This is a genomic window from Steroidobacter gossypii, from assembly GCF_016801985.1.
GTDB classification, from domain to species: domain Bacteria; phylum Pseudomonadota; class Gammaproteobacteria; order Steroidobacterales; family Steroidobacteraceae; genus Steroidobacter; species Steroidobacter gossypii.
The window spans coordinates 162,281-188,278 of sequence record NZ_JAEVLS010000006.1 but is presented as its reverse complement, the minus strand read 5'-3'; the positions used below and the strand labels follow the sequence as shown (position 1 = coordinate 188,278).

Here is a 25,998-nt window from a genome sequence, read left to right as displayed (position 1 = left end):
CTGGCGCAGCGCCGGAACTCCACCGGCGCCGAAGCGTTGCTTACGGTCAAGCAACCGGCCCAGCAGCGCCAGGGAACTTGCGCCGAAGGAATGGCGACGGAGCCTCCATGAGCGTCGCCCCTCATCGCCCGCCCGATCGCGGGAATGCAGCCACTTCGCACTCGTTCGGGCCCGAGCCTCGGCCGTTGTCATTGCTCATCAACGGCGAAGTCCGTACCGCGCTCGCCGATCCCGCCACTACGCTCGTCGAATTCCTGCGCGATGCGCTTGGGATGACAGGAACCAAGATCGGCTGCGACCGTGGCGCATGCTCGGCCTGCACCGTGTGGATCGACGGTGAAGTCGCGGCAAGTTGCATGACGCTCGCACTCGACGCACGAGACCACAGCATCACCACCATCGAAGGGCTGGCTCGAGGCGATCAGCTCCATCCGGTGCAACGAGCGTTCATCGAACACGACGCGCTTCAATGCGGGTTCTGCACCCCCGGCATGGTGATGAGTTGCGCGCATCTGGTGAACAACAACCCGGAATGCACACTCGACGACATCCAGGCAGCCATTTCCGGTCATCTGTGTCGCTGCGGAACGTATCCCAACATCTTCAAAGCAACGTTGGCAGCGGCGGCCGAGATGCGCGCCGCCGGCAGCGAAGAATCGAAATGAGCAGCGCGGAATCATTCGAGCAGCGCAGCCTGCACGCCGGCATCGTCGGCGAGACGTTGCAGCCGGTCAGTCGCAAAGTCCCCGCGACCGAGCCGCCCGAGTGGCCGACGAACGCTGAGCTGCAAGTGGTCGGCAAGAACGCGCCGCGCATGGATGCGCTGGAGAAAGTCACCGGCCGCGCGCGATACACGTTCGACGTGCAACTGCCGGGCATGCTGTACACCCGCGTCATCAACAGCACCGTGCCGCACGCTCGCATCAAGTCGATCGATACTTCGCGCGCCGAACAGTATCCAGGCGTACGCGCCGTGCACGTGCTTGAACGGTTGCTGATGGCCGCCGAGCTGCGCGACTCCAGCGCCGAAGCCGACGAGCGCTATCCCCTCGTGCGCTTCAACGGTCAACCAATCGCCGCAGTGGCCGCCACTTCGGCGCGAGCAGCTGAGGCTGCGGCGAGGCTGGTTCGAATCGAATACGAACCTCTGCCCCACGTCACCGAGCTGGAAGACGCGATGCAGCCCGACGCGCCTGCGGTGTTTCCAGGGCCGACTGAGCAAAGCGCAAGCGCCGGCGGTGGCGGCGCGCCGCGCGGTCTGCCCCAAAAAGGCAATCTGCGCGGTCCGAGCAAGGGCGGTTCGCGAGGTGAGATCGAGCGTGGCTTTCGCGAGGCCGACGTTATCGTCGAAGGCGAGTATCGCACGCAGGTTCAAACCCACACGCCGCTGGAAACGCACGGCATCGTTGCCGATTGGCGGGATGATGAACTGACGCTCTACTCATCGACGCAGCACGTATTCAGCGTGCGTGAAGAAGCGGCCGAAGTTTTCAAGCTGCCTGAAGAGAAGATCCGCGTCGTCAGCGACTATACCGGCGGCGGATTCGGCGCCAAGTATGGCATCGGTAACTACGGCACATTGGCCATTCATCTGTCCCGCAAAGCGCGCGCACCGGTGAGAATGGTGCTGGATCGGCGCGAGGAACATGTGTCGGTGGGCAATCGACCCAGCAGCTTGCAGCGTCTGAAAATCGGCGCGAGAAGCGATGGCACGCTGACCGCCATTCAGCTGCGAAGCTTCGGCACGGGCGGCGTCGCCGCTGGCGCTGGTGTTGGATCGTGTCAGCACAGCATGTATCCCTGCCCGAACGTCAGCATCGAGCACTACGATGTGTTCACCAACGCCGGTCCGTGCGCCGCGTTTCGTGGCCCAGGACAGGCGCAAGGGATATTCGCTTTCGAGCAGGCCATCGACGCGCTGGCCGCGCGCTTGCAGATGGATCCTGTGGCGCTAAGAAACAAGATCGACACACGCGACGCGGATGACGTCCGCGCTCGTGCCGCGGAACGTCGCATTGGCGCGGAAAAGTTTGGATGGTCAAAGCGACGCGCACCGGGCAGTGATCCCGGCCCGATCAAACATGGCTTAGGTATGGCACAGTCGATGTGGCCCTACATCGTGAACAGCTATACCACGTGCGAGCTGCGAATCTCCGGCAGCGGCTCGGTTGATGCATTCTGCGGCACACAGGACATCGGCACCGGCACGCGAACAGTTTTCGCGCAGGTGGTTGCGGAAGAACTGGGGCTACAGCCCGAAGAAATCACGGTCCACGTGGGTGACACACGCTTTCCGCCCGGCCCACCTTCTGGCGGCAGCCGCGTCACCAGCTCACTTACACCTGCGGCTCGCAACGCGGCTTATGCAGCGGCTCGTGACATCGCGAACCGTGTCGCGCCCTTGTTGGACGTAAAGGCCGAGGAACTGGTGTTTCGCGGTGGGCGCATCGAGAAGCGTGACGATCCTGCGACTTCGCTGGCGTTTGCCGAAGCCCTACAGCGCGCAGGCATCGAAACGTTGGTTCATCGCGCGGACCGCCGTGACGACTATGCAGGTTACGCCCGCAAGTCCGGCGAACTGAACATCAGCCCGCATGCGATTGGCGGCGTGCAGTTTGCTGAAGTCAGCGTTGATACCGAGACCGGGGTGGTCAAAGTCGAGCGGGTCCTGGCCGTGCACGACTGCGGGCGTCCGATCAATCCCAAGCTGGTGGAGAGCCAGATCCTGGGCGGTGTGATTCAGGGTGTGAGCTACGCGCTCTATGAAGATCGGCGGCTCGATGCGGCGACGGGCGTGCAGCTCAATGCAAACATCGATCAATACAAAATGGTCGGCGCGCGCGAGACGCCGGCGATCGAAGTGCACCTGATCGAGCTGCTCGGCGGACAATCCTCAACAGACGCTCGCGGAGTCGCGGAGCCCGCGAACGTCGCGACCGCCGCTGCGGTTGCCAATGCGTTTTTCAACGCCACGGGCAAGCGCATCTATACGTTGCCAATGACGCCTGCCAACGTGCTCGCGGCGTTGCGCTCGGAGTGATCATGAAAAGCTTCGAGTGGGTGGATGCGAGGTCAATCGATGAAGCTGCGGCGCTGCTGGCGGACACATCGCCACGCAAGCCTGTGGTCGCCAAGGCGGGCGGCATGGATTTACTGGATCTCATGAAGGAAGGTATCGTCTCGCCGGCGCGCGTGATCAATCTCAAATCGATTGCTGCGCTCGGCGGTGTGCAGATCGACATGTCGGGAATGCGGCTCGGCGCGCTGGTGACTCTGGCAGAGATCGAGCGCCACGGAGGGATCCGATCTCACTATCGCGCGCTAGCCGAGGCGGCAGCGCATGCCGCCACGCCCCAAGTGCGTAACGCCGCGACGATTGGCGGCAACTTGTTGCAACGGCCGCGTTGCTGGTACTTCCGCAACGACCACTTTCATCAGGTCGCGAAGGCGGAGTACAGCGAGCATCAGCATCATGCGATTTTCGAGAACGAGCAAACGGTGATGGTGCATGCATCGACGCTGGCCACTGCCCTGCTCGCCTACGATGCGAGCGTGCATCTGGCGTCGGGGGCAGGCTCTGCTCGCACGGTCGCGCTGAAAGAATTCCTGCTGCCACCGTCGATGGAGCGCGAACGAGATACGATCATCACGGATGGAGAGATCCTGACGCACGTCAGCGTGCCGGCGATTCAGCCAAACACTCGCTGTGCTTATCACAAGCAGACGGAGCGGGACAGTTACGACTGGCCCATCTGTGACGTGGCAGTTGTGCTGCAGATGAAAGACGCTTTCGTGGCGAGTGCCAAGATTGTTCTCGGCTGGGTAGCGCCGACTCCACGTCGTGCAGTTGCTAGCGAAGAAGCATTGGTGGGTCGGGAGATCACGGAGCAGTCCGCAACCGAGGCGGCCGCCGCGGCTGTAGCCGCCGCGACTCCGCTCCCCAAGAACGCCTATAAAGTCGATGTACTCAAAGCCGTCGTAAAACGCACGATTCTGTCCGCTCGCTGAGTTGCTTGTGTTATCCGCGATGCCCTAACAGCCGGGCCGGCAGGAACAGTATTGCCTTGATGAAGGCAAACAGCGCCTCGACCACCACCCCGAGCGCCCGAAACGGCAACGACAGCAGCCACAGCAGCGGCAGCAGAAAAATCGCCAGCAAGGCCAGCGGCCAGGCCAGCACGAACAACAAACACCAGGCAATCACGACCAGCACGAACGACATCGTCTCTTTTCCTCCAGCGCTCTCGCGTCCACGTCGGTTGAGACTCGCTAGCTCGGCGTAAGGTTGCAGTTCACCGAAGATCCGGAGGCGTCGACGGTGCCGGGAGGAGAGACGGCACCTCGGACGGCGCCAAGCCATCGACGCCTCAGACACCGCCCTCAACGACACCTCAACGCGAAACGAAGCGAAGCTCTTGGTAGCCAGCCGCGTCCAGCGTCAGCCGCCGCGGGTGACCGGCATGTCAACCTCAGTGCCGGGCTTCAACGCATACCGAGCGAGTTCCAGCTTGGCGATGGCGTTGCGGTGAACCTCATCCGGCCCATCAGCCAGACGCAGCGTACGTTGACCGGCCCAAAGTTTGGCGAGGGGGAAGTCGCCGCAGACGCCGCCGGCGCCGTGGGCCTGGATGGCCCAATCGAGCACCTGCAAAGTCATGTTCGGCACGACCACCTTGATCAACGCGATCTCCTGCTTGGCGACCTTGTTGCCGACCGTATCCATCATGTACGCCGCTCGCAGCACCAGCAGCCGCGCCTGATCGATCATGCAACGAGCATCGGCAATACGCTCGTGCCACACCGACTGAGACGACACCGGTTTGCCAAACGCCACACGCGAACTCAACCGCCGACACATCAACTCGAGCGCGCGCTCCGCGACACCAATGGATCGCATGCAGTGGTGGATACGCCCGGGGCCCAATCGCCCCTGCGCGATCTCAAACCCACGGCCCTCCCCAAGCAGAATATTCGAAGCCGGCACCCGCACATCAGAAAGGTCCACCTCCGCATGACCGTGAGGCGCATCGTCGTAACCGAACACCGAGAGGTAACGCATCACCGTCACACCCTTGGTATCGGCAGGCACCAGGATCATCGACTGCTGCTGATGCTTGCTCGCCTCCGGATTGGTCTTACCCATCACGATGAACAGCTTGCACCTCGGATCGTTGGCCCCGCTGGACCACCATTTGCGGCCATTGATCACATACTCATCGCCCTCGCGTCGAATCGAGCATTCGATGTTGGTCGCATCCGAGGAAGCCACCGCCGGCTCCGTCATCAGGAACGCCGAACGGATCTCGCCTCGAAGCAAAGGCTCCAGCCAACGCTGCTTGTGCGCCTCCGTGCCATAACGTTCGATGGTTTCCATGTTGCCCGTGTCGGGCGCCGAACAGTTGAACACTTCCGGCGCCCACGGCACGCGACCCATGATCTCGCAAAGCGGTGCGTATTCGAGATTGGACAATCCTTCCGGCACACGCGGCGAATGCGGCAGGAACAGATTCCACAGCCCGGCAGCGCGCGCCTTGACCTTCAAGTCCTCGATGACCCGGGTCGGTACGAAGGCATCGCCGTTGCGACGATTCGCGGCGACCTCGGCTTCGTAAGCCTTCTCGTTGGGATAGATGTGCTCGTCGAAGAACTGCAGCAGGCGCGCCTGCAACTCGCGCACGCGGGGGCTGTACTCGAAATCCATGCTCGTGTCCTTCTAAGGTGATCGGTACCGTCGCTAACTTGCCGTCTGCCCGGGGCGCGACGCCAATGCATTGTCTGAATCCGGCCGGATCAGCGATATGCATAGTCGCCGCCATTCCGCGACAATAACCCCGTAGACCCGGGGCGCGGGAGGGCTTGGCATGCAGCTATCCAGGATCGATCTCAACCTGTTCACCGTCTTCGACGCGATCTATCGCGAAGGCGGCATCACCCCTGCCAGCCGGCGACTGCATCTGTCGCAGCCCGCCGTCAGCCACGCATTGGGGCGTCTGCGAGAGCTGCTGAACGATCCTCTGTTCGAGCGCCGGGGCCACGAGATGATTCCGACGCCGCTGGCGCGCTCGCTGGCAGACGGCGTCGCGAGCTCGCTCGGCAATCTCGAACAGATGTTGCAGCGGGTCGGTCACTTCGAGCCGGGCACGGCGCAACGCTGCTTCACCATCGCAGCCCGTGATTCGCACGAGCTCACGTTTCTGCCGGCGCTGATGAGCCGCATCAGCAACGAGGCGGCGCACATCCACGTCGCTTCGGTGCGCATCGAGCGGCGCGATCTGGAGGAAGACCTGCAGAGTGGCGAGATCGATCTGGCGCTCGACGTGGCGCTGCCGTTATCGGGTGAAGTGCGCCGCGAACGGATCGGCGCCGAGCCGCTGGTAGTGCTGGCGCGCGCCGATCATCCGGTCGTGCAAGGCAAGCTGGACATCGAAACGTACACAGCCCAGTCGCACGTTCTCGTGACCGGGCGGCGCCGTGGCGGAGGTTATGAGGATGCGGCGCTGGCGCGGCTGGGATTATCCCGCCACATCAAGATGCGCTGTCAGCAGCATGCAGCCGCGAGCCAGGTGGTGAGCCGTTCCGACCTGCTGGCCACGATGACGCGTGGCCAGGCAGGGATAGTGAATCGGCAGATGAACAATCAGGTGCTGCCCTTCCCCATCGAGTCGCCGCCGTTGGAGTCCTTTCTGTACTGGCACTCCAACGTCGACGAAGACCCCGCTTCGCAATGGTTCCGGGCGCAGGTGCGAGCGTGCCTCGCTGAGCGCGTCGAACTGTCAGCTTAGTTCTTTGTACGACTCGACCACGCGCGACACGATGCCGTAGTCGATGGCTTCGTTGGCGCTCATCCAGAAGTCACGTTCCATATCCACGACCACCTTCTCGTACGGCCGGCCGGTCTGCTTGGAAATGGTGCGCGCGATGCGCTCGCGCGTGCGCAGAATCTCCTTGGCTTGGATCGCGATGTCCGCCGCCGGCCCGCCGGCGCCGCCGCCCGGCTGGTGAATCATGAACCGGGTGTTCGGCAGACAGACGCGGTTCTGCTTCTCGGCCGCCAGGAAGATGTGCGTGCCGGCGCTGGCCACCCAGCCGGTGCCGATGGTGGTCACCGGCGCGTTGATGAAACGAATCATGTCGTGAATGGCGTCGCCGGATTCGACGTGGCCGCCGGGCGATGAGATCAGCATGCGGATCGGTGCATCCGATTGTTGCGACAACGCGATCAACCTTTCGCACACGCTGCGCGCGACGTTGTGATTGATCTCGCCGAACACCAGCACGAAACGCGACTTAAACGCCAGTTGCTCCGCCAGTGTCTCGGGTCTTTCGAGCTTCTCGGGCTGCTTGTCTTCGCGATCGGCATTGAAGATGGAGGCGGACATGAAAACTCCTTCGAACAGAACGGGTCTGGCGGTCGTAAACGTCGGCAGGCCGCAGATTCTACCACTCGCCCGTGTTGGGCATGGATTTCCACGGCTCGCGCGGCTCGAGCGAGCCGCCCCGCTGCAGCAACTCCACCGAGATATTGTCCGGTGAGCGCACGAACGCCATGCGGCCGTCGCGCGGCGGGCGGTTGATGGTGACGCCATGATCCGTCAAACGCTGGCAGGCGGCATAGATGTCGTCGACTTCGTACGCCAGATGGCCAAAGGCGCGCCCGATCCCGTACTGCTCCGGGTCCCAGTTGTAGGTCAGCTCCACCTGGGCGTGCTCGTCGCCCGGCGCGGCCAGGAACACCAGGGTGAAACGCCCTGTTTCGTTTTCGATACGTCGGACTTCGCGCAGTCCCAGGGCTTCGCAGTAAAAACGCAGCGAAGCGCTCAGATCCGTGACGCGCACCATAGTGTGCAGATACCTCATGGGCGATACCCTCGACATAACAACAGCCGCAACAGCGGGCTCGGGACTGGACATCATAAACGCAGCGGCGGCCTCACAAGGAACTCCGGCGCAGCGATTGCGTTGATTTCCTCAAGACTACCGGCAAAAACAGGACATATGCGTGCGGACGGGGCATTCGTCAGAGCAGGCTCAGAGCGACGCCCATCCGGGTTGCCGGCCGTCGCGCTGCTGCTGATTTGTTCCCTCGGTGGCCTGTTCACGGAGCACGCGCTGGCGCAAACCCCGGAACCGGGCGACGAGCCGGCGCAGGATGAACCGGTTCAGCCCGTGCCCACGCCGGCGGATCCGGAGCAGCCCGGCGACAAACCCGAAGTCATCGATCCCGAGGACGTGAATCAAGGTCCGCTGCGCGACCCGGTTCTGCAGCAGGACGAAGGCGATCCGCGCACCCTGGAACGGGAACCCCATGCGGACGATCCGCTGGCGGCCGGGCCACCGCCCGAGCAGGACGAAGCCGGTCCGATGGAAATCTGCGCGCAGCCCGATCAAGGCGAGCTCAGCGTCCTACAGCGCGTGCGTCGCAGCCTCACGGTCACTGCTTGCGCGTCGTCGGCATGGCTCGATGGTTTGTTCGGCGATCAGATTCATTACGACGACTATCACGCCACTTACGGCACGGTGACGGTCGGCGGTTTGTGGAGCGAGTACGACGGCTTCGATCCCCGTCTGCGCTTCCGCGCCCGCCTGCAGCTGCCGCAGTGGGACGAACGCATTTCCGCCTTCGCCGGCCGCGTCGGCGAGGACAATTACATCAGCGATACCGAAGGGGACTTCGACGCGCTGCCGACGCAGCAGTTCGGCACACTCGAAGATGAGAGCGTGCTGCTGGGCTTGGGATACTCCAGCCCCGAGCGCACCGGCAACGACTTCGACGCCGGCGTGGGCGTGCGCGTCGATATGCCGCTCGATCCATATGCACGCGTGCGTTACGAAGTGGTGCGCTCGTTCGCCGAGCGCTATGTATTCACCGCTCGCGAAACCGTGTTCTGGCAAAACACCGAGGGGTTCGGCACCACCACACGCATCAACCTGGACCGCGTGATTTCCGATCGTTTCCTGCTGCGCTGGAGCAATCTCGGCAAGTACACCGAAGAAACCGACGGCCTGGAATGGTTCAGTCAGTTCACCTTGTTTCAGAGCGTCGGTCAGCGCACCGGCCTCGCCTGGCAGGCGCACGTGGAAGGCGCCACCGACAATGAAGTGCCACTCACGCGGCCTGCGCTGCGCCTGATCATGCGTCGGCAGCTCACACCGGACTGGTTGATCCTGGAATTGCGCGGCGGTGTCGCCTGGCCTCGCCGCAAGCTCGAAGAAGAACGCGAAGCGACTCCTGAAATCGGCATCGCATTCGAGATGCAATTCGGCCAGCGCCGGGACCGCATCCGGCCGCGCTGAAACGGACGCCGCGGATTGAAAACTCGCTGTCACGAGCTTTGAAGTCCGCGGCGCGCCGACACCCAGCAGTTCCGTTGCCGGCGGTGTTCTCGAACACCGAAACGTTCTCGCATCGGCCTGCGATATTCAACTCATATCACGGGCAGTATTTTTTTCTGCCGCCGCGGCGACTGGCACTCGGCGAAAACCCAGTGCCCCGGGGCGCTCAGGCGCTGTAGGAACGCGACGTCGTGGCGCCGCCGTGACCGGTCCAGTCCGTATGGAAAAACTCGCCGCGAGGCTGATCGACTCGCTCGTATGTATGGGCGCCGAAGAAATCTCGCTGAGCCTGCAATAGATTGGCGGGCAACCGCTCCGCGCGATAACCGTCGAAGTACGACAACGCCGCGCTCATGCAAGGCACGGGGATGCCGCTCTGAATCGCCGCCACGATGGCGCGCCGCCAGCCGGCCTGTCGGCTCGACACGGCATCTCGGAAGAACGGATCGAGCAGCAGATTGACGAGCTGCGGATCGCGATCGAAAGCTTTTTTGATATCGCCCAGGAACGCCGAACGAATGATGCAGCCGCCGCGCCAGACCAGCGCGATGCCGCCATAGTTCAAACTCCACTGGTACTGCTTGGCCGCCGAACGCAGCAGCTGATAGCCCTGCGCGTAGCTGATGATCTTCGAAGCGTACAACGCCTGTCGCAGATCCTCGATGAGCTGCTTGCGGTCCCCCTTGAACTCGCTCACCACCGGCTCGAGCTGTTTCGAGGCCTGCACGCGCTCTTGTTTCGCAGCCGACAAGGCGCGAGCAAACACCGCCTCGCCGATCAAGGTGAGCGGTATGCCGTGATCCAGCGCTTCGATTACGGTCCATTTGCCGGTGCCCTTCTGGCCCGCGGCATCCAGTATCTGGTCGATGGTAGCCTCGCCGTTCTTGTCGACGAAGCCGAGAATGTCGCGGGTGATCTCGATCAGGTAGCTATCGAGCTCGGCGCGATTCCATTCGGCGAACACTCCGTGCATCTCCGCGTTGCTCATGCCGAGCACGCGCTTCATCACGTCGTAGGTCTCGCCGATGAGCTGCATGTCGCCATACTCGATGCCGTTGTGAATCATCTTCACAAAGTGGCCGGCGCCGTTTTCGCCCATCCAGTCGCAGCAGGGTTCGCCTTCGGGCGTGCGCGCGCAGACGGCTTGAAAGATCGGTTTGATATGCGGCCAGGCAGCCGGACTGCCGCCCGGCATCAGCGAAGGCCCATGCAAGGCGCCGTCTTCGCCTCCCGAAACGCCGGAGCCGACGAACAGCATGCCAGCCTCTTCCACTCGCTGGGTGCGCCGGATGGTATCGGTGAACAGGCTGTTGCCACCGTCGATGAGAATGTCGCCCTGATCCAGCAGGGGCAGCAGCTGATCGATCAGTTGATCCACGGGTGCGCCCGCTTTCACCAGCATCACGATTTTGCGTGGCCGCTGTATCGCTGCGACGAACTCCGTCACATCATGGGCGCCGACGAAGCGCTTACCTTTGGCGCGCCCCTGAATGAACTCGTCCACTCGCGCAGTGGTTCGGTTGAACACAGCGACACGGAAGCCGCGGCTCTCCATGTTCAGCGCCAGGTTCTCGCCCATCACGGCCAGGCCGATCAGACCGACATCCGCAATTTCAGTGCTCATACTCAGCCTCGTTCCGATTGGGAACCGGCCGCCCGGCCGGCCGGCTTTTTATACGAGAGTCGGGCGCGCAAAGCCAGGAACGACCGTGCGCACCTTGTTTCATGAATGCGTCACGTCACCGCGGAGGAGCCGTCGAGGAACGCGCGGCCTCCACTTCCAGCCGCATGACCTGAGTGCTCAGGCGCAGCGGGCGCAACGGCAGATCGCGACCGTCTTCGCCGGCTTGCCAATCGCTGAACGGCGCCGCCCGCTCCTCTGCTTCGCTGCCCGGATCCACCACATCCATCAAGCCCACCAGATCATATCCAAACGGCGGTGCTGCGCTCACTTGGTAGCTCACTTGCTGGTTCCAGCGCGCGCCGGTACGACGCTCCACACTTTCGCCCGCGACGCTGCCTCGACCGAAACGTGGATGCGACACGATCTGTGTGTACTCGAATGCAGTCCCCGGGGCGGTGGCATCGACTACGACTCGCCACAGACCCGCGCGAGGATTCGGCACGACCAGCGCCTTGGCCGCCGGCCGTGTAAAAACATCGCTGCCCCACAACTTGCACGAGCCGGTTGCGCAGTCATACAGATAAAGCCCCATACGCGTGCGGCCGTCCGCCGGTGTTACGGCAACCCGAAGCGAGCTGCTATCGGGCTCCACGGCGATGTTATAAGCGCGCATACCGCTGGGGCCGCCCGCATCCTTCAACACGCGGCGCGCGCCAATTTCGGTGAGGATGTCGCTGCGCTGTACGGGCGCGTAGATGTTGTTCATCCATAGCAAGGTCGAGTTGTTCTCGGGCGGCTTCTCATCCAGCTGCGAGTCGACGTAGTAAGTCGATGCCGATATTTGCAGATCGTCCACTGGCGTGTGGGTCGGCAGGATTGTCAGCTCGTAGACACCCGGCGGCGGATATGCCACTAGAAGCACGGCCGGTTGGCCTGCGGCGATGACCTTCGACGGAGGCAAAGCAAGCGCGCCGCCGGTCAGCATCAGCTGCACTCGTCCCGCGCGAACAGCGGCATCGACGCGCAACGAAGAAATATTCGGCGGAACGTCGAGGAAGTACCGCTTCGGCTGCTTGCCCCGCATCTGTTCGCGATGCTCGATACGATAGCGATTCGCCGCGGTGAACGGCTCCGCCGCCACGATGGTAGTCATCACGGCATGCACTGGGAGCTCGCTGGCCTTGTCGATCAGATACAGGTGCGCGCTGTGGATGCCGACCTGTTGCGGGGAGATTTCCAATTCGAGCTGCACCGGTTCATGCAGCGGCAAAGTCACTTCGTCCCGGGCCGTTTTGAACGTTCCATCATTGCCTCGCCATTGCAACGAATAGGCGAGCGGCGTGGGCGCGCCGCTTTGACGTAGCAGCGTGATGGTCCGTGTATCCTTCTGCCGTATCAACCAGCCTTCGCGCTCATAGAGCCCCTGCCCCACGCCGGCCTCGGGAAGGAAACGAGAGACATAGGTTTTGACTGGAGCGCGCGTCTGAATGTCGGGCAGATCGAAACTGCGAGCCTGCACTTGTTCGAGCAGTTCTTTCGCCCTTGTCGTGTCGAGGACACCGAAGCCTTGCTCGTGCGACGGATGATCATCGAGACGACGCGCGCCCATGCGCAGCGCCCAAGTGATGTGTCGGGCGTCGGCAGGCAAGTTCTCCGCGCGCGCCTCGGCGATCAGAGATTCAGTCGCGCTCGCTGCGCCTTCGAAGCCGCCCTGCGCAAGCATATCGGGTTTCGCGGCGCCGTCCGAAGCGGGGCCGAGACTCGCCGTGGCGGGCATGGCGCTGTCACCTACAGAGATTACGCGTCGACCGCTCGAAGCGCCGGTCACACCTTCGACCCGGCCCAATGCGCCAGCGGCGAACAGCCACGGCTTGCCATGAACTTCCACGGCTCGATTCGCCATCAGCGCAAAGAAATCGGAGCCGCCGCCCGGAAATCTGCCGCCATCCGCATCGCGCGCGATAACGTTCGCTTCTTGGCCAGCCGCAGCTTGCAACAGAGTTTCGATTTCCGCAGCAAGCGTCGTTGCTGGAGAACCGATTTCGGCACCGAGCAGCGTATCGGTCGCGAATGGATCGGTCCGGGTATCCGCCTGTTGGGGAGTGTCCGCGCCCATCACCGGATAGCGCACGCGATCGCGATCGTTCGCGTATAGACCGTGCGCGCCGCCGCCGTCGAGATCCGCCATCAACACATCGGGCAGCGCGTCCACTTCGGCGAAGCGCTCGAGCGCCAGGCGCACTCGCAGATAACCCACATCATCGAAGCGCGTTTGAATGTCGCCGCCGAGCGCGGCGATAGCTTGCGCCACCGTGGCCGTCTTGCCGACTTCGGTAGCGACCAGGACCATCGCCTCCGTGTCGCCTTTGGCCAGCGCATGCGCCAGTAACAAACGATCGTGCAGGTCGGGGCGCGGCGATTTCCAGGACGACAGCGACAGCCCTTGCTTGCTGAGCGGCGGTGGCGCGGGCGGCGGCTCGGGCTCGGGTTTACCGCAGCCTGACAGCGTGGCGATGCCCAACACCGCCACGAGCCAGGCGCTTCTCAGCCTCACCAGATTTTGACTCGCTGTTCCGGCGGCAAGTACAGCTTGTCGCCCGGCTTCACGTCGAAGGCTTGGTACCATTCGTCCATGTTACGCACAGCGCCGTTGACCCTGAAATACGGCGGAGCATGCGGATCCGACAGCACCTGCGCGCGCAGCGCTTCGTCACGAATCTTGGTCCTCCATACCTGCGCCCAGGACAGGAAGAAACGTTGGTCGCCCGTGAGTCCGTCCAGCACCGGCGCCGGCTTGCCCTCCAGCGAGTTGTGATATGCCTCGTAGGCCATGTTCAAGCCGCCGAGATCGCCGATGTTCTCACCCAGCGACGTGGCGCCATTGACCTTCAGCCCCGGCAAGGCGTCGAACGACGAATACTGCTCCACCAGCACCTTGGTCTTGGCGCCGAACGCGTCGGCATCGGCCTTGGTCCACCAGTCGGTGAGGCTGCCGTCGGGCGCGAACTTGCGGCCCTGGTCGTCGAAGCCATGGCCGATTTCGTGGCCGATGACCGCGCCAATGCCACCGTAGTTCACGGCGTCGTCCGCGTTCGGATCGAAGAACGGCGGCTGCAGGATCGCGGCCGGGAACACGATTTCGTTGTTCAGCGGGTTGTAATACGCGTTGATCTCGTGGACGTTCATGAACCACTCGTCGCGATCCACCGGCTGATCGAGCCGCGCCACCTGGCGATTCCAGTCCCAGATCGATGCGCGGCGAACGTTGCCGATCAGGTCGTCACGACTCACCTGCAAGGCCGAATAATCCTTCCACTTGTCCGGATAGCCGATCTTCGCCACGAACGTGCCGAGCTTTTCTTCAGCGCGCTTGCGCGTTTCTTCGCTCATCCAGTCCAGGGTGCCCAGGCGCTCTTGCAACGCCGCGCGCAGGTTGGCCACCAGCACTTCCATCTTGGCCTTGGATTCGGGCGGGAAATATTCCTTGACGTAGACCTGCCCGACCAACTCGCCGAGCGCATCGCCGGTGAGCGCCACGCCGCGCTTCCAGCGCTCACGCTGTTGCGGCTGGCCCCGCAGCTGCTGACCGTAGAAGGCGAAGTTCGCTTGATCGAAGCGCTTGGGAAGGAACGACGCATTGGTACGCAACAAATGGAACGTGAGGTAATCCTTCAACGTGTCCACCGATGTTTTGTCCACCAGCCTGGCGCTGTCGCGAATCGCGGTGATGGGACCGAGCACGAACTCCTCTCGAGCTCCCAGATCAGCAGCCGTGAAGAACGCCTGCCAGTCGAAGCCCGGCGCATACGCGAGCAGCTGCTTCTTGGTGCGCGGATTGTAGTTGGCCTCGGCGTCACGACGCTTCTCCAGCGGCCACTGCACCTTGGCCAGCTCGGTTTCGAAACGCATGATGTCGCGTGCTTTGTCGGCTGCTTTCTGCACGCCGCCCAAGGTCAGCATCTGCTCGATGTAAGCGACGTATTTTTCCCGATGCTCCTCGAGCTTGGGATCGTCCTGCAAATAATAGTCACGGTCCGGCAGACCGAGACCGCTCTGGCCGATGTCGACCGAGTAGCGGCTGGGATTCTTCAGGTCCGGCGAAATGCCCACACCGAAGGTCGACATGTAGCCGGGCAGACCGAACAAGGTTGCGATGTCCTTCTTGGTCTTCGCCGCCTGGATGCGCGCAAGCTCCTCTTGCAGCGGCGCGAGACCCTTGGCCTCGATGCCGGCCTCGTCCATGAAGCTCGCGAAGTAGTCGCCGATCTTTTGTTCCGGCGTTCCCGCGGCGGGGCTGCCCTGAGCGGCGGCCTCGATGAGTTTCTTGACCCGCTCCTCGGACAGATCGTTGAGCTTGTGGAACGGGCCATACGAAGTGCGATCCGGCGGAATCTCGAAGGTGTCGTACCACTTGCCGCTGGCGTACGCGAAGAAGTCGTCGCCGGGCTTCACCTCCAGGTTGCGCGCCGTGAGGTCCAGACCGAACTCTCCCAGTTCAGCCTTGGGCACGGGCGCATCGGCCTTGGCCTCGGCGGCCGGCGTCGAGTCGTTTTTGGCACATCCGGATTGCAGCGCCAGCGCCGCGATCAGCAGCAATGATTTTTTCATGCCGTATGCAAGTCCCACTGAGTTTTTCGTTCCGGTCACTGTGGTTCATCACGCATTGACCACCGCGGCCGGCGCCTGCTCGTCCCGCCCGGCCAGGCGCCGTTCCCGCAAGTATTCATGGACATCGCCGAGAATGGAAAGTGCGGTGGGCCAGCGACCGGCGCCTTTGCCTGACAGACGTACTGTCTCGCCGTTTCCTGCCAGGATCTCGATCCGATTCTCCTCGGCCCGCGCGCCCGCCAGGAAATCGCCTGCCGGCAGCTCGTGCAACTTCACCACCCCGCGAACGTGCGCGCCACTGCGTTCGCACACACCCACCAGCTTGAGAGTCAGGCCCTCCTCCCGCACCAGCGCCGCCTGGCTGGCGGTCACGCCGTCGATACCGCGCACGCTGAGCTCGAAATGCGAGCTGTCGCCGAAAGCCGCCCGGGCAATGAGTTCGAGCTTGCGGGCCGCGTCCAGACCGACAAGATCGTCATGCGGATCCGCTTCGGCGAAGCCATTGGCCTGCGCCTGCGCGAGGGCCGTCCCGAAGTCTATCCGTTGCTCCAGGGCATCGAGGATGAAATTGCACGTGCCGTTGAGAATCGCACGGACCTGCGCCACGCCACCATGACGAGCCAGTGCGGCTACGGTCTCCAGCACGGGCACGCCGCCACCTACCGCAGCGCTGAACTTCAAGCGACGCTCGCTCGCGGCGAAACGAGACAGCTTGTCCCACCATCTCGACGCGATCAGCGCCTTGTTCGCAGTCACCACGGCGCGACCTCGCAGCAAGGCCGCATGCACGACGTCACCCGCGGGATCCAGGCCGCCCAATGTTTCGATCACCAGATCGGCGGGCTGGGTCACCGCGTCCCAAACATCCGTGGACAAGAGAGACTTGGGCACGTCCAGATTCGCCACTTCGATGCGGCGTGGCTTGTCGAGATCTCTCACCACCATGCGCACCACTTCGAACAGATCCGGCCGACGGATCAAGTGCGCATACACACCCAACCCGACCGTCCCCAACCCGAGCAACACCACACGCAGACGCTGTGTGCTTTCGTGGGGAACGGCGGCGAATTCATCGGGCCCTGCATCCACCAGCGTGGCGAGATTCGAGTCGACGCACGCGACCTCGAACGATTGTCCGTGCGACTGCGCGAACTGCAACGCGCGAGGCTGAATGATCTTTCCGCCAATCGAGAGCGCCGTGCGCCAGCTCAGTCGATTGAAGCGCTGCGCGTGATTCTCGACGACGGCCGGATCGCTCTCGTACACCCCGTCTACGTCCTTGAGCAATCGACAGCGCGCGTCCAGATTCTTTGCCACGAACAGCGCCGTGAGATCGGAGCCGCCGCGCCCCAGCAGCACAGTGCGACCTTGAATGTCTTGCGCAACGAATCCAGGCACCACCAGCACCGCGTGCTCTTGCAAACATTCGCGTAGATAGGCCGCGTTCAATGAAACGGGCGTCGACTCGTGCGGCTCGCCGTGAGCGCGCAACCCAGCCTCGCGAGCATCGACGTAGCGAGCCGACACGCCATTGGCCACCAAAGCGGCGGCCAGTTTGGTGCCGGATTCCTCTTCTCCACCCGCCACCCAGGCAGCTTGCTCGTGCAAGTCACTCGTGACCGCTCGCGTCTGCGCGAAGCGTTGATCGGTGACGCCTGCAAACGCGGAGACGACGGCGATCACACGCCGCCCTTCGCGCCACTCACGGTAGATTTCGTCGATCGCCTGCGGCAGGTCCGCTTCGGTCTGCAATACCGAGCTGCCAAACTTGAGCACGACTATGGATGGATGCACGCCCGTCTCCCGACCCGAATGCTTCGATCACGCGTCGACGAGGGCTGGCGGGAGAGCGGCTGGCTGGACATAAAAAAACCCGCTCGCCAAAGCTCAAGCAGGGTTGCTTCGCTTTAGCCGTATTTCTTACGCGCCCGCAAGCTGAACTCAAATCGGCGCAACGCGAACGCTAAAGGCTTCGGGTCGTCGCTGTCAAGGAAAGGCAGGCAAATGCGGACGGAGTGTGCAACGCAACCGTCAGCCTGGAGCATTTAACACAAGTGAACTTTGTGAGCATGCGAGCCGTTACTAGGGCGCGCGGCGCGTTGCGCGCTGTGTAAATCGTCGATAGTTGGAGGATCGCATGAACAAAGACATCGCAGGCGGCAATTTCAAGCAGCTCAAGGGCAAGATCAAGCAGCAGTGGGGCAAGCTCACTGACGACGAGATCGATCAGATGGAAGGCAACGCCGAGATTCTCGCCGGCAAGCTGCAGGAACGGTATGGCCTGGCGCAGGACGATGCCGAGCGGCAGGCGCGCGAGTTCAGGACTCGCAACAACTGGCAGTAAACGCCACTGAACGTCGACGCCTCCGCCAGCGAGGGCGCGAGGCGCGTCGTTCTTGATCGGCCCGTCAGTCGACCATGGAGTCGGGCAGATGACGCGGGTTTTCGTAGAGATCCTGCGCCTTGGCCCAGAAACGTTTGGCTTCCTGCTCGCGTCCCCGACGGATCAGATAAACATAGCCGGCGCGCCCGGCCTCGTCGGTCAACTCCAGGTCCTGCTCCACCGCCAGCAGCAAATGTTTCAAACCGCGATCGTCGTTGTGATCCAGCAGCATCCGCCCCATCAACAGATGCGCCCTGGCATGTTCGCCATTGCGCGATAGCAGTTCTTCGAGCACCTCCATCGCCTCCCGCTCGCGATCGATTTCCAGCAGCAACAGCGCCTTTTCCCACACTTCCTGATCGTTGAGCTGCGCCGTCTGCGCGTCCTCGAGCAGCGACAGCTTGGCCTTGGCCTCCATGATCTCGGTATGCCGCTTGCGCCACTTGGGAGCGGTGTCCTGCTGCCATTCCTGATCGAAGTACTTCACCAGCGATGTCGTCGCCGGATGGAACAACGACAGCGCGGAGCGTTCGGGCTCGTGCACCGGCGTGGAGGGCTCGATGTCGAGCGCGGCCAGCCGCTCCGCCAGACTCGGGTGTGTATCGTCGTCCGCCGCGTAGCGCTTCAAGCTCTGTTGCAACCAATCGGGCCGCGCCCATTGACGCTCGGCCGCCTTGAAGGCGCGCGGCATGACGGCATGCGGCATGTAAGGCGGATCGGGCTGTTTCTCCACCTGGTCGTACAAACGTTTCCAGAACACTTCGGAAAGGAATCTTCCCGCCAGATCGAGCTTGGTGAGCGCCGCACCGATGGCCGCCGCGCTCGTCACATTCGCCGCGGCCCGATCCGCTACATATTCGTGATTGCGCGCCAGCACGAAGCTGTACGCATAGAAGTATGGCGCGTACCAACCGTAGAACGCGCCGAGGATCTGATCGAAGATGCCGACGGGATTGTTGAACTTGGATTCGAGCGCGTGCCAGGTGACCCGCTGACGGTAGATCCACGCGCCGAACTTGCCGTGCGCCTCGGACAGATGACCCATCTCATGCGCGAGCACCGCTTTCAACTCGTCGACGGTGAGCACCATCGCCAGCGGCAGGCCGATCTCCAGGTGATTGCGATAGTTGCCGAAGATGCCCCAGCTCGGCGTCTGCACGATGCAGGCGTTGAATTCGGAGCTGACCGACACCGAGTCGACGCGCACGCCGCCCATTTTCGCGGCGACTTCGTCGATGGCGGCATAGAGTTGCGGGGTTTCTTCGCGTGTCACCCGCAAGCCCGAAGGCTCGGCGATACGCACCCACAGCGCGCGAACCATTCCAACCAAAGTCATCAGTCCGACGGCGCACGCAACCACCAGCGGCGCACGAAAGCGCTCGCCGGATAACAGCGGACTGAACGTGTACCAGCACGTGACCAGAATGACGATCGCGAGCACGAAGATCGACGCGTAACCCAACGCGGCGAGCGCGCCCACTTTCAATGCATACAGTTGTGGATTGTCGTCGGCCTGGCGTTCCAGACGCCCGATCAGGGCCGAGAACTCGTGTCTTTCCATAATCTCTCGCCGCGACGCTCAACCGAGGCGAGACTACGGAATTCGGTCACGTTCGCCGCGTGACCGAAGTCTCATAATTGCGTCGGGATCGGGCATCGTGCCACGACCCTCCTGGCGAGGCGGCAAAAGGCGCGACTTGTGCCGCTCGCCCGCCGCCTGGAAGGCGGCGGGGTACGTCCATGTACCCGGGCGCGTTGTTGGAAAGGTCGATTGTGACGTTCAGGTTAGTAGAACAACCCGTTGACCACGCTGACCACCAGGCCGCTGGCGACGGCCGCGAGCACCACGTCGTTGTTCACCCGCACCCAGTGATGGCCGCGCGGCGGCGGGCTGAGGTGGTAGGCGTGATAGTCGTGCACGATGTACCGGCTCTCACAATAGGCTCGCGGTAGATGATCGCCATGTCGCCAACTGCGGACATAGTAGCCGCGTGGCGGGTTGTACCGACCCCGGTCATAGCGGCGCTGGTCGGCTCGACCCTGCCAATAGCCATGTCGATACGCATCGCGACGATCGTAACGATCGTGACCCCGATGACGATCCCAGTCCTTGTGGTCCTTGCGGTCCCAGTCTTTGCGATCGTGGTGGCCGCGATGCTCGCGCCTGTCCTTGCCGCGATCGTCGTGACGACGCTCGTAGTGACGACCGCGATCGTTGTCCGCGTACGCTGTCGCCGCCGTGCCCGTCAGCAACGACACTGCCACGGCTGCAGCAAACAAGGTCTTCATCGCCATCTCCTCGTTGCACCGGCCGGACGGGCCGGACTTGGGAGACACTATCGACCAAGCCATCTGATCGGAACCTGAACGTTTTTGGTCAGCTGCTGTTCAGCTGGTAACCTTCGGGCCACCTCGAGCGTTATCGCAGGTCCCGACCCCTCTGGCCACTTGGACGACACATGATCCGACGCCGCGACTTCTTGCAATCCGCAGTTCTGTTGTCGACGCTTTCCGCTTCCGGTCTGGCTTCCGCCGCCGCCTCGCCCACCCGAGGCCCAGCGCGCCCGTTCAATTACGCCTCGCTCAAGGGGCAGGCGCGTGCACTGGCGAGCAAGCCTTTTGTACCGCCCAGCCGGCTCGCGCCCAAGGAGCTGATCGAACTGGGTTACGACGAGTATCAATCGATTCGTTTCAATCGCGACGAGGCAATCTGGACTGACATCAAAGGCGGCAATTTCCGCTTGGAATTTTTTCACATGGGCCGCGGCTTCAAGGAGCCGGTGCACATGTATGAAGTCGCCGAAGGTCAGGCGCGCGAGATTCTTTATCGGCCCGACCTGTTCGACCTGAGCCGCAGCGGCGTCAACGCACGTGCCCTGCCCAAGGATCTGTCGTTCGCCGGCTTCCGTATCCACACCGTGACCAACTGGGAAGCGGACCTCGCTTCGTTCCTCGGCGCCAGTTATTTCCGCTGCGTTCCCAGCGACACACGGCAGTTCGGTTTGTCGGCGCGCGGCCTTGCCGTCGACACGGCGCTGGATCCCGAAGAGTTTCCGCGCTTCACCGAATATTACTTCGAACGTCCCGCTCCCGAGGCGCGTACGCTGGTCGTTTATGGCCTGATGGATTCGCCAAGCGTCGCCGGCGCCTATCGCTTCGCCCTGACGCCGGGCGCACCGCACATCGTGGAAGTCGACGCTGCGGTGTATCCGCGCAAGGCGATTCGTCGCCTCGGCATTGCGCCCCTGACGAGCATGTATCAGGTGGGCGAGAACGATAAACGCATGGGCTACGACTGGCGCCCCGAGATCCACGACTCGGACGGCCTGTCGCTATATACCGGCAGTGGCGAATGGATCTGGCGGCCGCTGAACAATCCGGCGACGCTGCGCTTCAATTCGTTCCTCGACGAGAATCCGCGCGGCTTCGGATTGATGCAGCGGGATCGTGATTTCAACAACTACCAGGACGACGGCGTGTTCTACGAGCGCCGCCCCAGCCTGTGGATCGAGCCGAAGTCGCCGTGGGGCAAAGGCTCGGTCCAGCTCACCGAGATCCCGACCCCGGATGAAACATTCGACAACATCGTGGCCTTCTGGAATCCGGCCACCCCGCCGAAGCCGGGCGAAGAACTGTTGTACAGCTATCGCATGTACTGGGGCACACACACCCCGATCGAGCCCAATCTCGCCAAGGCCGTGGCAACGCGAACCGGCCTGGGCGGCGTCGTGGGTCAGCGACGCAAGTATTTCTCGTGGCGCTTCGCGATCGACTTCAAGGGCGGCGAGTTGGCGACATTGCCGCCGCGAGCGGAAGTGGAGCCCGTCATCCATGCGTCGCGAGGCACGGTGGAAATCACCTCGGCGCGACCGCTCCAGCACAATGGCGGCTATCGCGCCATGTTCGATGTGAAGCTGCCGGACGACAGCATGGATCCGGTGGATCTCCGGCTGTTCCTGCGGATCGGCAATCTGCCGTTGAGCGAGACCTGGACCTATCAATGGTCGCCGCCCACGCCGCAAGAACGGCAGCTGTACCTGCGCAACGCCGGCCACTAGTTCAATGCGAGGGGCCTCCCATTGGAGGCCCCAACCCGGCTCGATTCACCGCTGTGGATCAAATACCACGCCGTTCTCTGCGCCGATTCGCGCGTTTATCAGTTTTCACAACATCGCGACAAAAAACCAACGCGCAGTGACGAGGATTGTCACTTCGGAAAGCAGCACTGCTCGGGTCGGCTGCCATACAACTATCATCCGCCCCGCTTCGCACGGCGAGCACGGGAACAGCGATTCGTGATTACCCGGGCGCCCCTCGGCTCGACTGACCCCTCGACCCGACATGAGCAACACTGCACACATCGTCCAGTTCTTCAGCAGCGACGAAGCGTACGTTCGCGCTGCCGGCCAGTTCCTGCACGAAGGCCTGTGCGCGGGCGACACGTGCGTCGCCGTCGCCACCGCCGATCATCACCGCCAGCTGGACGCTTATTTGTTCGATATCGGCCTGAACACCGCGGCGTTATCGGCGGAGTATCGGTACATTCCGCTGCAAGCGGAGCACACGCTGCAAACCGTCTTCGACCCGCAGTTCGGAATTCATCGCGAGCGCTTTCACCGCCAGTTCAATCAGCTCATCAGCCAGGCCGCGGCGCGCGGTCAACCGGTGCGGCTTTTCGGCGAAATGGTGTCGCTGCTCGCCGAGCGAGGCCAACCGGACTACGCCATTCAGCTCGAGGAACTGTGGAACGAACTGAGCCGGCAACACAACTTCACGTTGTTCTGTTCGTACAAGGTGTCGCCGTTCACCGAGAACCCGCGATATCGCAAGCTCCTGCACAGCATTCACAGTCACGTGGTGCGTGACGGCGCCTGAAGCAGCGACTCGATCAGCTCCATCACCCGGCTCAGCGCGCCACGATTCTCCGCAACGATCGCGCTCGCTTTCGAGCCCATTTCGGCACGCGCCGCTGGGTTCGCATACAAATCCAGAATGGCAGCAGCGAGTTGTTCGGCAGAATCCACCTGGCGCGCCGCGCCTCTTGCAAACATCAGCTGCGCGATGTCGGGCGCGTTGAAATTGTGAGGACCGACCAGAATGGGCCGCTCCAGCACTGCGGGCTCGAGCAGGTTGTGCCCGCCCACTGTCGCGATGAGACTGCCGCCAACGAAGGCGATATCCGCCGCGGCGTAGAAAGACATCAACTCACCCAGCGTGTCGACCAACAGCACTGACGTGGTCGTCGTGACGGACTCGTTGCGACTGCGCGCGACAAAATCGATTTGCTCGGACTTCAACCACGCGCGCACAGTGTCGAACCGGTTCGGATGACGTGGCACGAGGACTAGCAGCGCATCTGGCTGTTTCTCGACCACCAGGCGATGGGCCGCAAGAACCTGCTGCTCTTCATCATCGTGCGTACTGCCAGCGACCCACACGGGACGATTCGCGAGTTGCGTGAGTCGCAACTGCTCTCCGGTCTCGCGCGCTGCCTGCGGCACTTCGATGTCGAATTTCACATTGCCGGTGACTAACACGCGCTGAGCACCGATGGCGCGATATCGACCCGCGTCCTGCTGCGTCTGAGCCGCGACGATCACGTTGTGCGACAGAGCCGCGCTAAACAACGCGGCGAACTTCTGATGTCGAACCGCGGAGCGTGCCGAGATCCTTGCACTGGCCAGCAGAATCGGAATCTCTCGCCGCTCGCACTCGCCGAACAGATTGGGCCAGATCTCTCGCTCCATCACGATGGCCAGCGACGGCTGCACGCGATCCAGAAAGCGGCGCACCGCCCCTGGCAGGTCGTACGGCAAATAGGCGTGGGTCACCGAGTCACTGAACAGTGCTCGCACGCGCTGTGCGCCGGTGGGCGTTGCCGTCGTGATGAGAAACGAGTGCTGTGGATATCTTTTCAGCAGCGCGCGGACCAACGGAGCCGCGGCCTGAACCTCGCCGACCGACACTGCATGGATCCAGATGCGACGCTGTCTCGCAGGTGCGGCGGCCTGCGTGAATCCGAATCTTTCCGACAGCCGCTCGCGATACGCCGGATCTCGCAGGCCGCGCAGGGCGGTGCCTGCCAGGGCCATGGGCGCAAACACATACAGGAGTGCGGTATAGACGGAACGCAGCATGTTGTGGTGTTCTTCTATAAGATGGTACCCGCAACTGCTGCCATCTATGAAGTGATGACGACATCACCGACGGCTCCATCGACCGACCGCGTCCCGCTCTATCGCTTTCTCGGCCCCCGATTCTGGCCCATCTGGGTCGGACTGGGGCTGATTCGCGCCGTGAACTTGTTGCCATTGGGCGCACAGTTCGCGGTGGGTCGCGGGCTCGGGCGCCTGGCGTATCGCTTCGCGCGTCGCGATCGCCGCATTGCCTCGATCAACATCCGCATGTGCCTGCCCGGCCTGTCGGACGCCGAGCGCGAAGACCTGGTGCGCGAGCACTTCGAGTCGCTGGGCTGCACGCTGGTGGAGACCGGCCTGGTTTGGTGGGCGGATGACGCTCGTTTGCGCAAGCTGATCCGGTTCGAGGGCGAGGAACATTTGCAGGACGCGCTGGAGAAAGGGCGTGGCGCGTTGATGCTGAGCGCGCACTTCACTCCACTGGAAATGGGGGCGCGCGCGCTGACGTTGCTCGGGCCGACCAGCGTCATGTATCTGACCCCGAGCAATCCGCTCATCGCCGAGCTTTCGCGCCGTAATCGCGAAAAGCACACCGTCCAAGCGGTCACCAGCGAGCAGATCCGCGAGCTGCTGCAAAACCTGAAGAACAATCTGCCGGTGTGGTATGCGCCGGATCAGCGCTATACCGGCAAGAACAGCGAGCTGGTGCCGTTTTTCGGCGTGCCCGCGGCGTCCAACGTCGCTACTTCGCGGCTAGCCAAGATTTCCGGCGCGCCGGTGCTGCCTTACTTTCCGGAGCGCCGCGCGGACAATAGCGGCTATGTGGTGATCATCCATCCGCCGCTGAAGAACTTTCCGTCCGGCGACGCCGTCGAGGATACGCGGCGCTTCCACGAGCTGATCGAGGATCACGCCCGCCGCAATCCGGCGCAGTATCTGTGGACTTACAAGCGCTTCAAACGCCCCGACGACGATCCGTATCGACGCTGATGAAGACCCTGTTGCCTTTGCTCAAGCCGCACTACTGGCCCACCTGGCTGGCCATCGGCACGCTGCGCGCTCTACAGCCGCTGCCGTATCCCGTGCTCGCCTGGCTCGGCCGCAGCTTCGGCAGCCTGATCGTGCGCTTGCCTTTGTCCTTCGTGCGCATCGCGCGAACCAACATGGGCATTTGCCTGCCCGAGCTGTCGGACGCGCAGCGGGAACAGTTGCTCAAGGAACATTTCAAGAGCCTGGGGTTGGGCATTTTCGAGACCGCGATCGCGTGGTGGGGCTCGAAGCGACGCATCGCCGAGTTGTGTCAGCTCGAAGGCGCCGAGCACTTCGAGGCCGCCATGGCCCGCGGCCGCGGCGCCATCCTGCTCAGCGCGCATTTCACGACCCTGGAGATCGGTGGCCGAGTGTTATGCGATCAGCTGCCGGGCAACATCAACATCATGTACCGGCCGACGGGCAACGCGGTGCTCGAGCGCTTCTTGAGCATCAATCGGAATGCTCGCGCCAAACGCGCGATTCCGCGCGACGACATCCGCACGCTGATCTCGTCCCTGAAAGCGAATGAGCCGGTGTGGTACGCGCCGGATCAGGCGTATCGCAAGAAAGGCGCGGAGATGGTGCCGTTCTTCGGCATCCCTGCCGCCACCAACACCGCCACTTCTCGTCTGGCTCGCATGACCGGCGCGGCCGTCGTGCCCTATTTCCAGGAGCGCTTGCCCAGCGGTCGCTACCGCATGGTCATCCACCCCGCGCTGGAAAACTTCCCGAGCGACGACCCCATCGCCGACGCCCGCCGCTTCAACCAACTGATCGAAGCCCAGGTCCGCCGCGTCCCCGAGCAATACCTCTGGATCCACCGCCGCTTCAAAGGCCTCACCCCGGACTACCCGGACTACTACAAACGCAAGAAGAGCTGA

Annotated in this window: 21 protein-coding genes; 10 read left to right on the top strand and 11 right to left on the bottom strand. The window is 62.9% G+C overall.

Translation table 11 applies throughout. From position 1 onward, the window contains the following. Positions 1-107: 107 nt before the first annotated feature. From JM946_RS24565 to JM946_RS24555, 3 genes are read left to right on the top strand one after another with little or no spacing between them, the layout of a single operon-like run. Positions 108-665, top strand: coding sequence for a (2Fe-2S)-binding protein (locus tag JM946_RS24565; RefSeq protein WP_203170027.1), 558 nt, complete (start codon positions 108-110; stop codon positions 663-665). After that, positions 662-3,040, top strand: coding sequence for a xanthine dehydrogenase family protein molybdopterin-binding subunit (locus JM946_RS24560; RefSeq protein ID WP_203170026.1), 2,379 nt, complete (start codon positions 662-664; stop codon positions 3,038-3,040). The genes JM946_RS24565 and JM946_RS24560 overlap by 4 nt, the downstream gene beginning before the upstream one ends. Before the next feature lie 2 nt (positions 3,041-3,042). Then, the gene (locus tag JM946_RS24555) at positions 3,043-4,008 is read left to right on the top strand and encodes an FAD binding domain-containing protein (protein ID WP_203170025.1); all 966 of its coding nucleotides are present in this window, start codon (positions 3,043-3,045) and stop codon (positions 4,006-4,008) included. A gap of 10 nt (positions 4,009-4,018) precedes the next feature. Here JM946_RS24555 and JM946_RS24550 read toward each other — a convergent pair whose 3' ends face one another. Both JM946_RS24550 and JM946_RS24545 read right to left on the bottom strand, forming a co-directional pair. Beyond that, complete coding sequence (locus tag JM946_RS24550; RefSeq protein ID WP_203170024.1) at positions 4,019-4,222, bottom strand: hypothetical protein; 204 nt, start codon at positions 4,220-4,222, stop codon at positions 4,019-4,021. Between the two features lie 216 nt (positions 4,223-4,438). Next, on the bottom strand, positions 4,439-5,701 hold the full coding sequence (locus JM946_RS24545; protein ID WP_203170023.1) for an acyl-CoA dehydrogenase family protein: 1,263 nt from the start codon (positions 5,699-5,701) through the stop codon (positions 4,439-4,441). A 160-nt stretch (positions 5,702-5,861) separates the two neighbouring features. On the opposite strand from JM946_RS24545, the gene JM946_RS24540 reads away from it, so the two are divergent. Then, positions 5,862-6,782, top strand: a complete 921-nt coding sequence (locus tag JM946_RS24540) for a LysR family transcriptional regulator (protein ID WP_203170022.1) — start codon at positions 5,862-5,864, stop codon at positions 6,780-6,782. Here JM946_RS24540 and JM946_RS24535 read toward each other — a convergent pair. Next, positions 6,774-7,379, bottom strand: a complete 606-nt coding sequence (locus tag JM946_RS24535) for an ATP-dependent Clp protease proteolytic subunit (RefSeq protein ID WP_203170021.1) — start codon at positions 7,377-7,379, stop codon at positions 6,774-6,776. The genes JM946_RS24540 and JM946_RS24535 overlap by 9 nt on opposite strands. A gap of 58 nt (positions 7,380-7,437) precedes the next feature. Further along, positions 7,438-7,857: a VOC family protein gene (locus tag JM946_RS24530; RefSeq protein ID WP_203170020.1), complete on the bottom strand. Its 420-nt coding sequence runs from the start codon at positions 7,855-7,857 to the stop codon at positions 7,438-7,440. A gap of 192 nt (positions 7,858-8,049) precedes the next feature. Here JM946_RS24530 and JM946_RS24525 point away from each other — a divergent pair, with 192 nt between their 5' ends. After that, positions 8,050-9,294, top strand: a complete 1,245-nt coding sequence (locus JM946_RS24525; protein WP_203170019.1) for an ICP22 family protein — start codon at positions 8,050-8,052, stop codon at positions 9,292-9,294. 205 nt (positions 9,295-9,499) lie between these two features. Here JM946_RS24525 and gnd read toward each other — a convergent pair whose 3' ends face one another. The 4 genes from gnd to JM946_RS31375 form a co-directional block, all read right to left on the bottom strand. After that, positions 9,500-10,957, bottom strand: coding sequence for a decarboxylating NADP(+)-dependent phosphogluconate dehydrogenase (gene gnd, locus JM946_RS24520; RefSeq protein WP_203170018.1), 1,458 nt, complete (start codon positions 10,955-10,957; stop codon positions 9,500-9,502). A gap of 115 nt (positions 10,958-11,072) precedes the next feature. Then, complete coding sequence (locus JM946_RS24515) at positions 11,073-13,511, bottom strand: S8/S53 family peptidase (RefSeq protein ID WP_203170017.1); 2,439 nt, start codon at positions 13,509-13,511, stop codon at positions 11,073-11,075. Then, positions 13,508-15,565: a M13 family metallopeptidase gene (locus JM946_RS24510; protein WP_203170016.1), complete on the bottom strand. Its 2,058-nt coding sequence runs from the start codon at positions 15,563-15,565 to the stop codon at positions 13,508-13,510. The genes JM946_RS24515 and JM946_RS24510 overlap by 4 nt, the downstream gene beginning before the upstream one ends. 48 nt (positions 15,566-15,613) lie before the next feature. After that, on the bottom strand, positions 15,614-17,359 hold the full coding sequence (locus JM946_RS31375; protein WP_203170015.1) for a homoserine dehydrogenase: 1,746 nt from the start codon (positions 17,357-17,359) through the stop codon (positions 15,614-15,616). A gap of 343 nt (positions 17,360-17,702) precedes the next feature. On the opposite strand from JM946_RS31375, the gene JM946_RS24500 reads away from it, so the two are divergent. Continuing rightward, complete coding sequence (locus JM946_RS24500) at positions 17,703-17,909, top strand: CsbD family protein (RefSeq protein ID WP_203170014.1); 207 nt, start codon at positions 17,703-17,705, stop codon at positions 17,907-17,909. A 64-nt stretch (positions 17,910-17,973) separates the two neighbouring features. Here JM946_RS24500 and JM946_RS24495 read toward each other — a convergent pair whose 3' ends face one another. Then, positions 17,974-19,509, bottom strand: coding sequence for a M48 family metallopeptidase (locus tag JM946_RS24495; protein WP_203170013.1), 1,536 nt, complete (start codon positions 19,507-19,509; stop codon positions 17,974-17,976). Positions 19,510-19,733: 224 nt separating this feature from the next. Further along, entirely contained in the window at positions 19,734-20,237 is a 504-nt protein-coding gene (locus tag JM946_RS24490) for an RcnB family protein (protein WP_203170012.1), read from the bottom strand. A gap of 170 nt (positions 20,238-20,407) precedes the next feature. Here JM946_RS24490 and JM946_RS24485 point away from each other — a divergent pair, with 170 nt between their 5' ends. Beyond that, entirely contained in the window at positions 20,408-22,006 is a 1,599-nt protein-coding gene (locus JM946_RS24485; protein ID WP_218043100.1) for a glucan biosynthesis protein, read from the top strand. Between the two features lie 283 nt (positions 22,007-22,289). Next, on the top strand, positions 22,290-22,823 hold the full coding sequence (locus JM946_RS24480; RefSeq protein ID WP_203170011.1) for an MEDS domain-containing protein: 534 nt from the start codon (positions 22,290-22,292) through the stop codon (positions 22,821-22,823). Here JM946_RS24480 and waaA read toward each other — a convergent pair. Further along, a complete protein-coding gene (gene waaA, locus JM946_RS24475; protein ID WP_203170010.1) occupies positions 22,799-24,085 on the bottom strand; it encodes a lipid IV(A) 3-deoxy-D-manno-octulosonic acid transferase in 1,287 nt (428 codons plus the stop codon). The two genes, JM946_RS24480 and waaA, sit on opposite strands and share 25 nt — an antisense overlap. Positions 24,086-24,139: 54 nt before the next feature. Between waaA and JM946_RS24470 the strand changes: the two genes are divergently transcribed. Beyond that, the gene (locus JM946_RS24470) at positions 24,140-25,075 is read left to right on the top strand and encodes an LpxL/LpxP family acyltransferase (RefSeq protein ID WP_218043098.1); all 936 of its coding nucleotides are present in this window, start codon (positions 24,140-24,142) and stop codon (positions 25,073-25,075) included. Further along, entirely contained in the window at positions 25,075-25,998 is a 924-nt protein-coding gene (lpxL, locus tag JM946_RS24465) for an LpxL/LpxP family Kdo(2)-lipid IV(A) lauroyl/palmitoleoyl acyltransferase (RefSeq protein ID WP_203170008.1), read from the top strand. Before JM946_RS24470 ends, lpxL begins: the two co-directional genes overlap by 1 nt.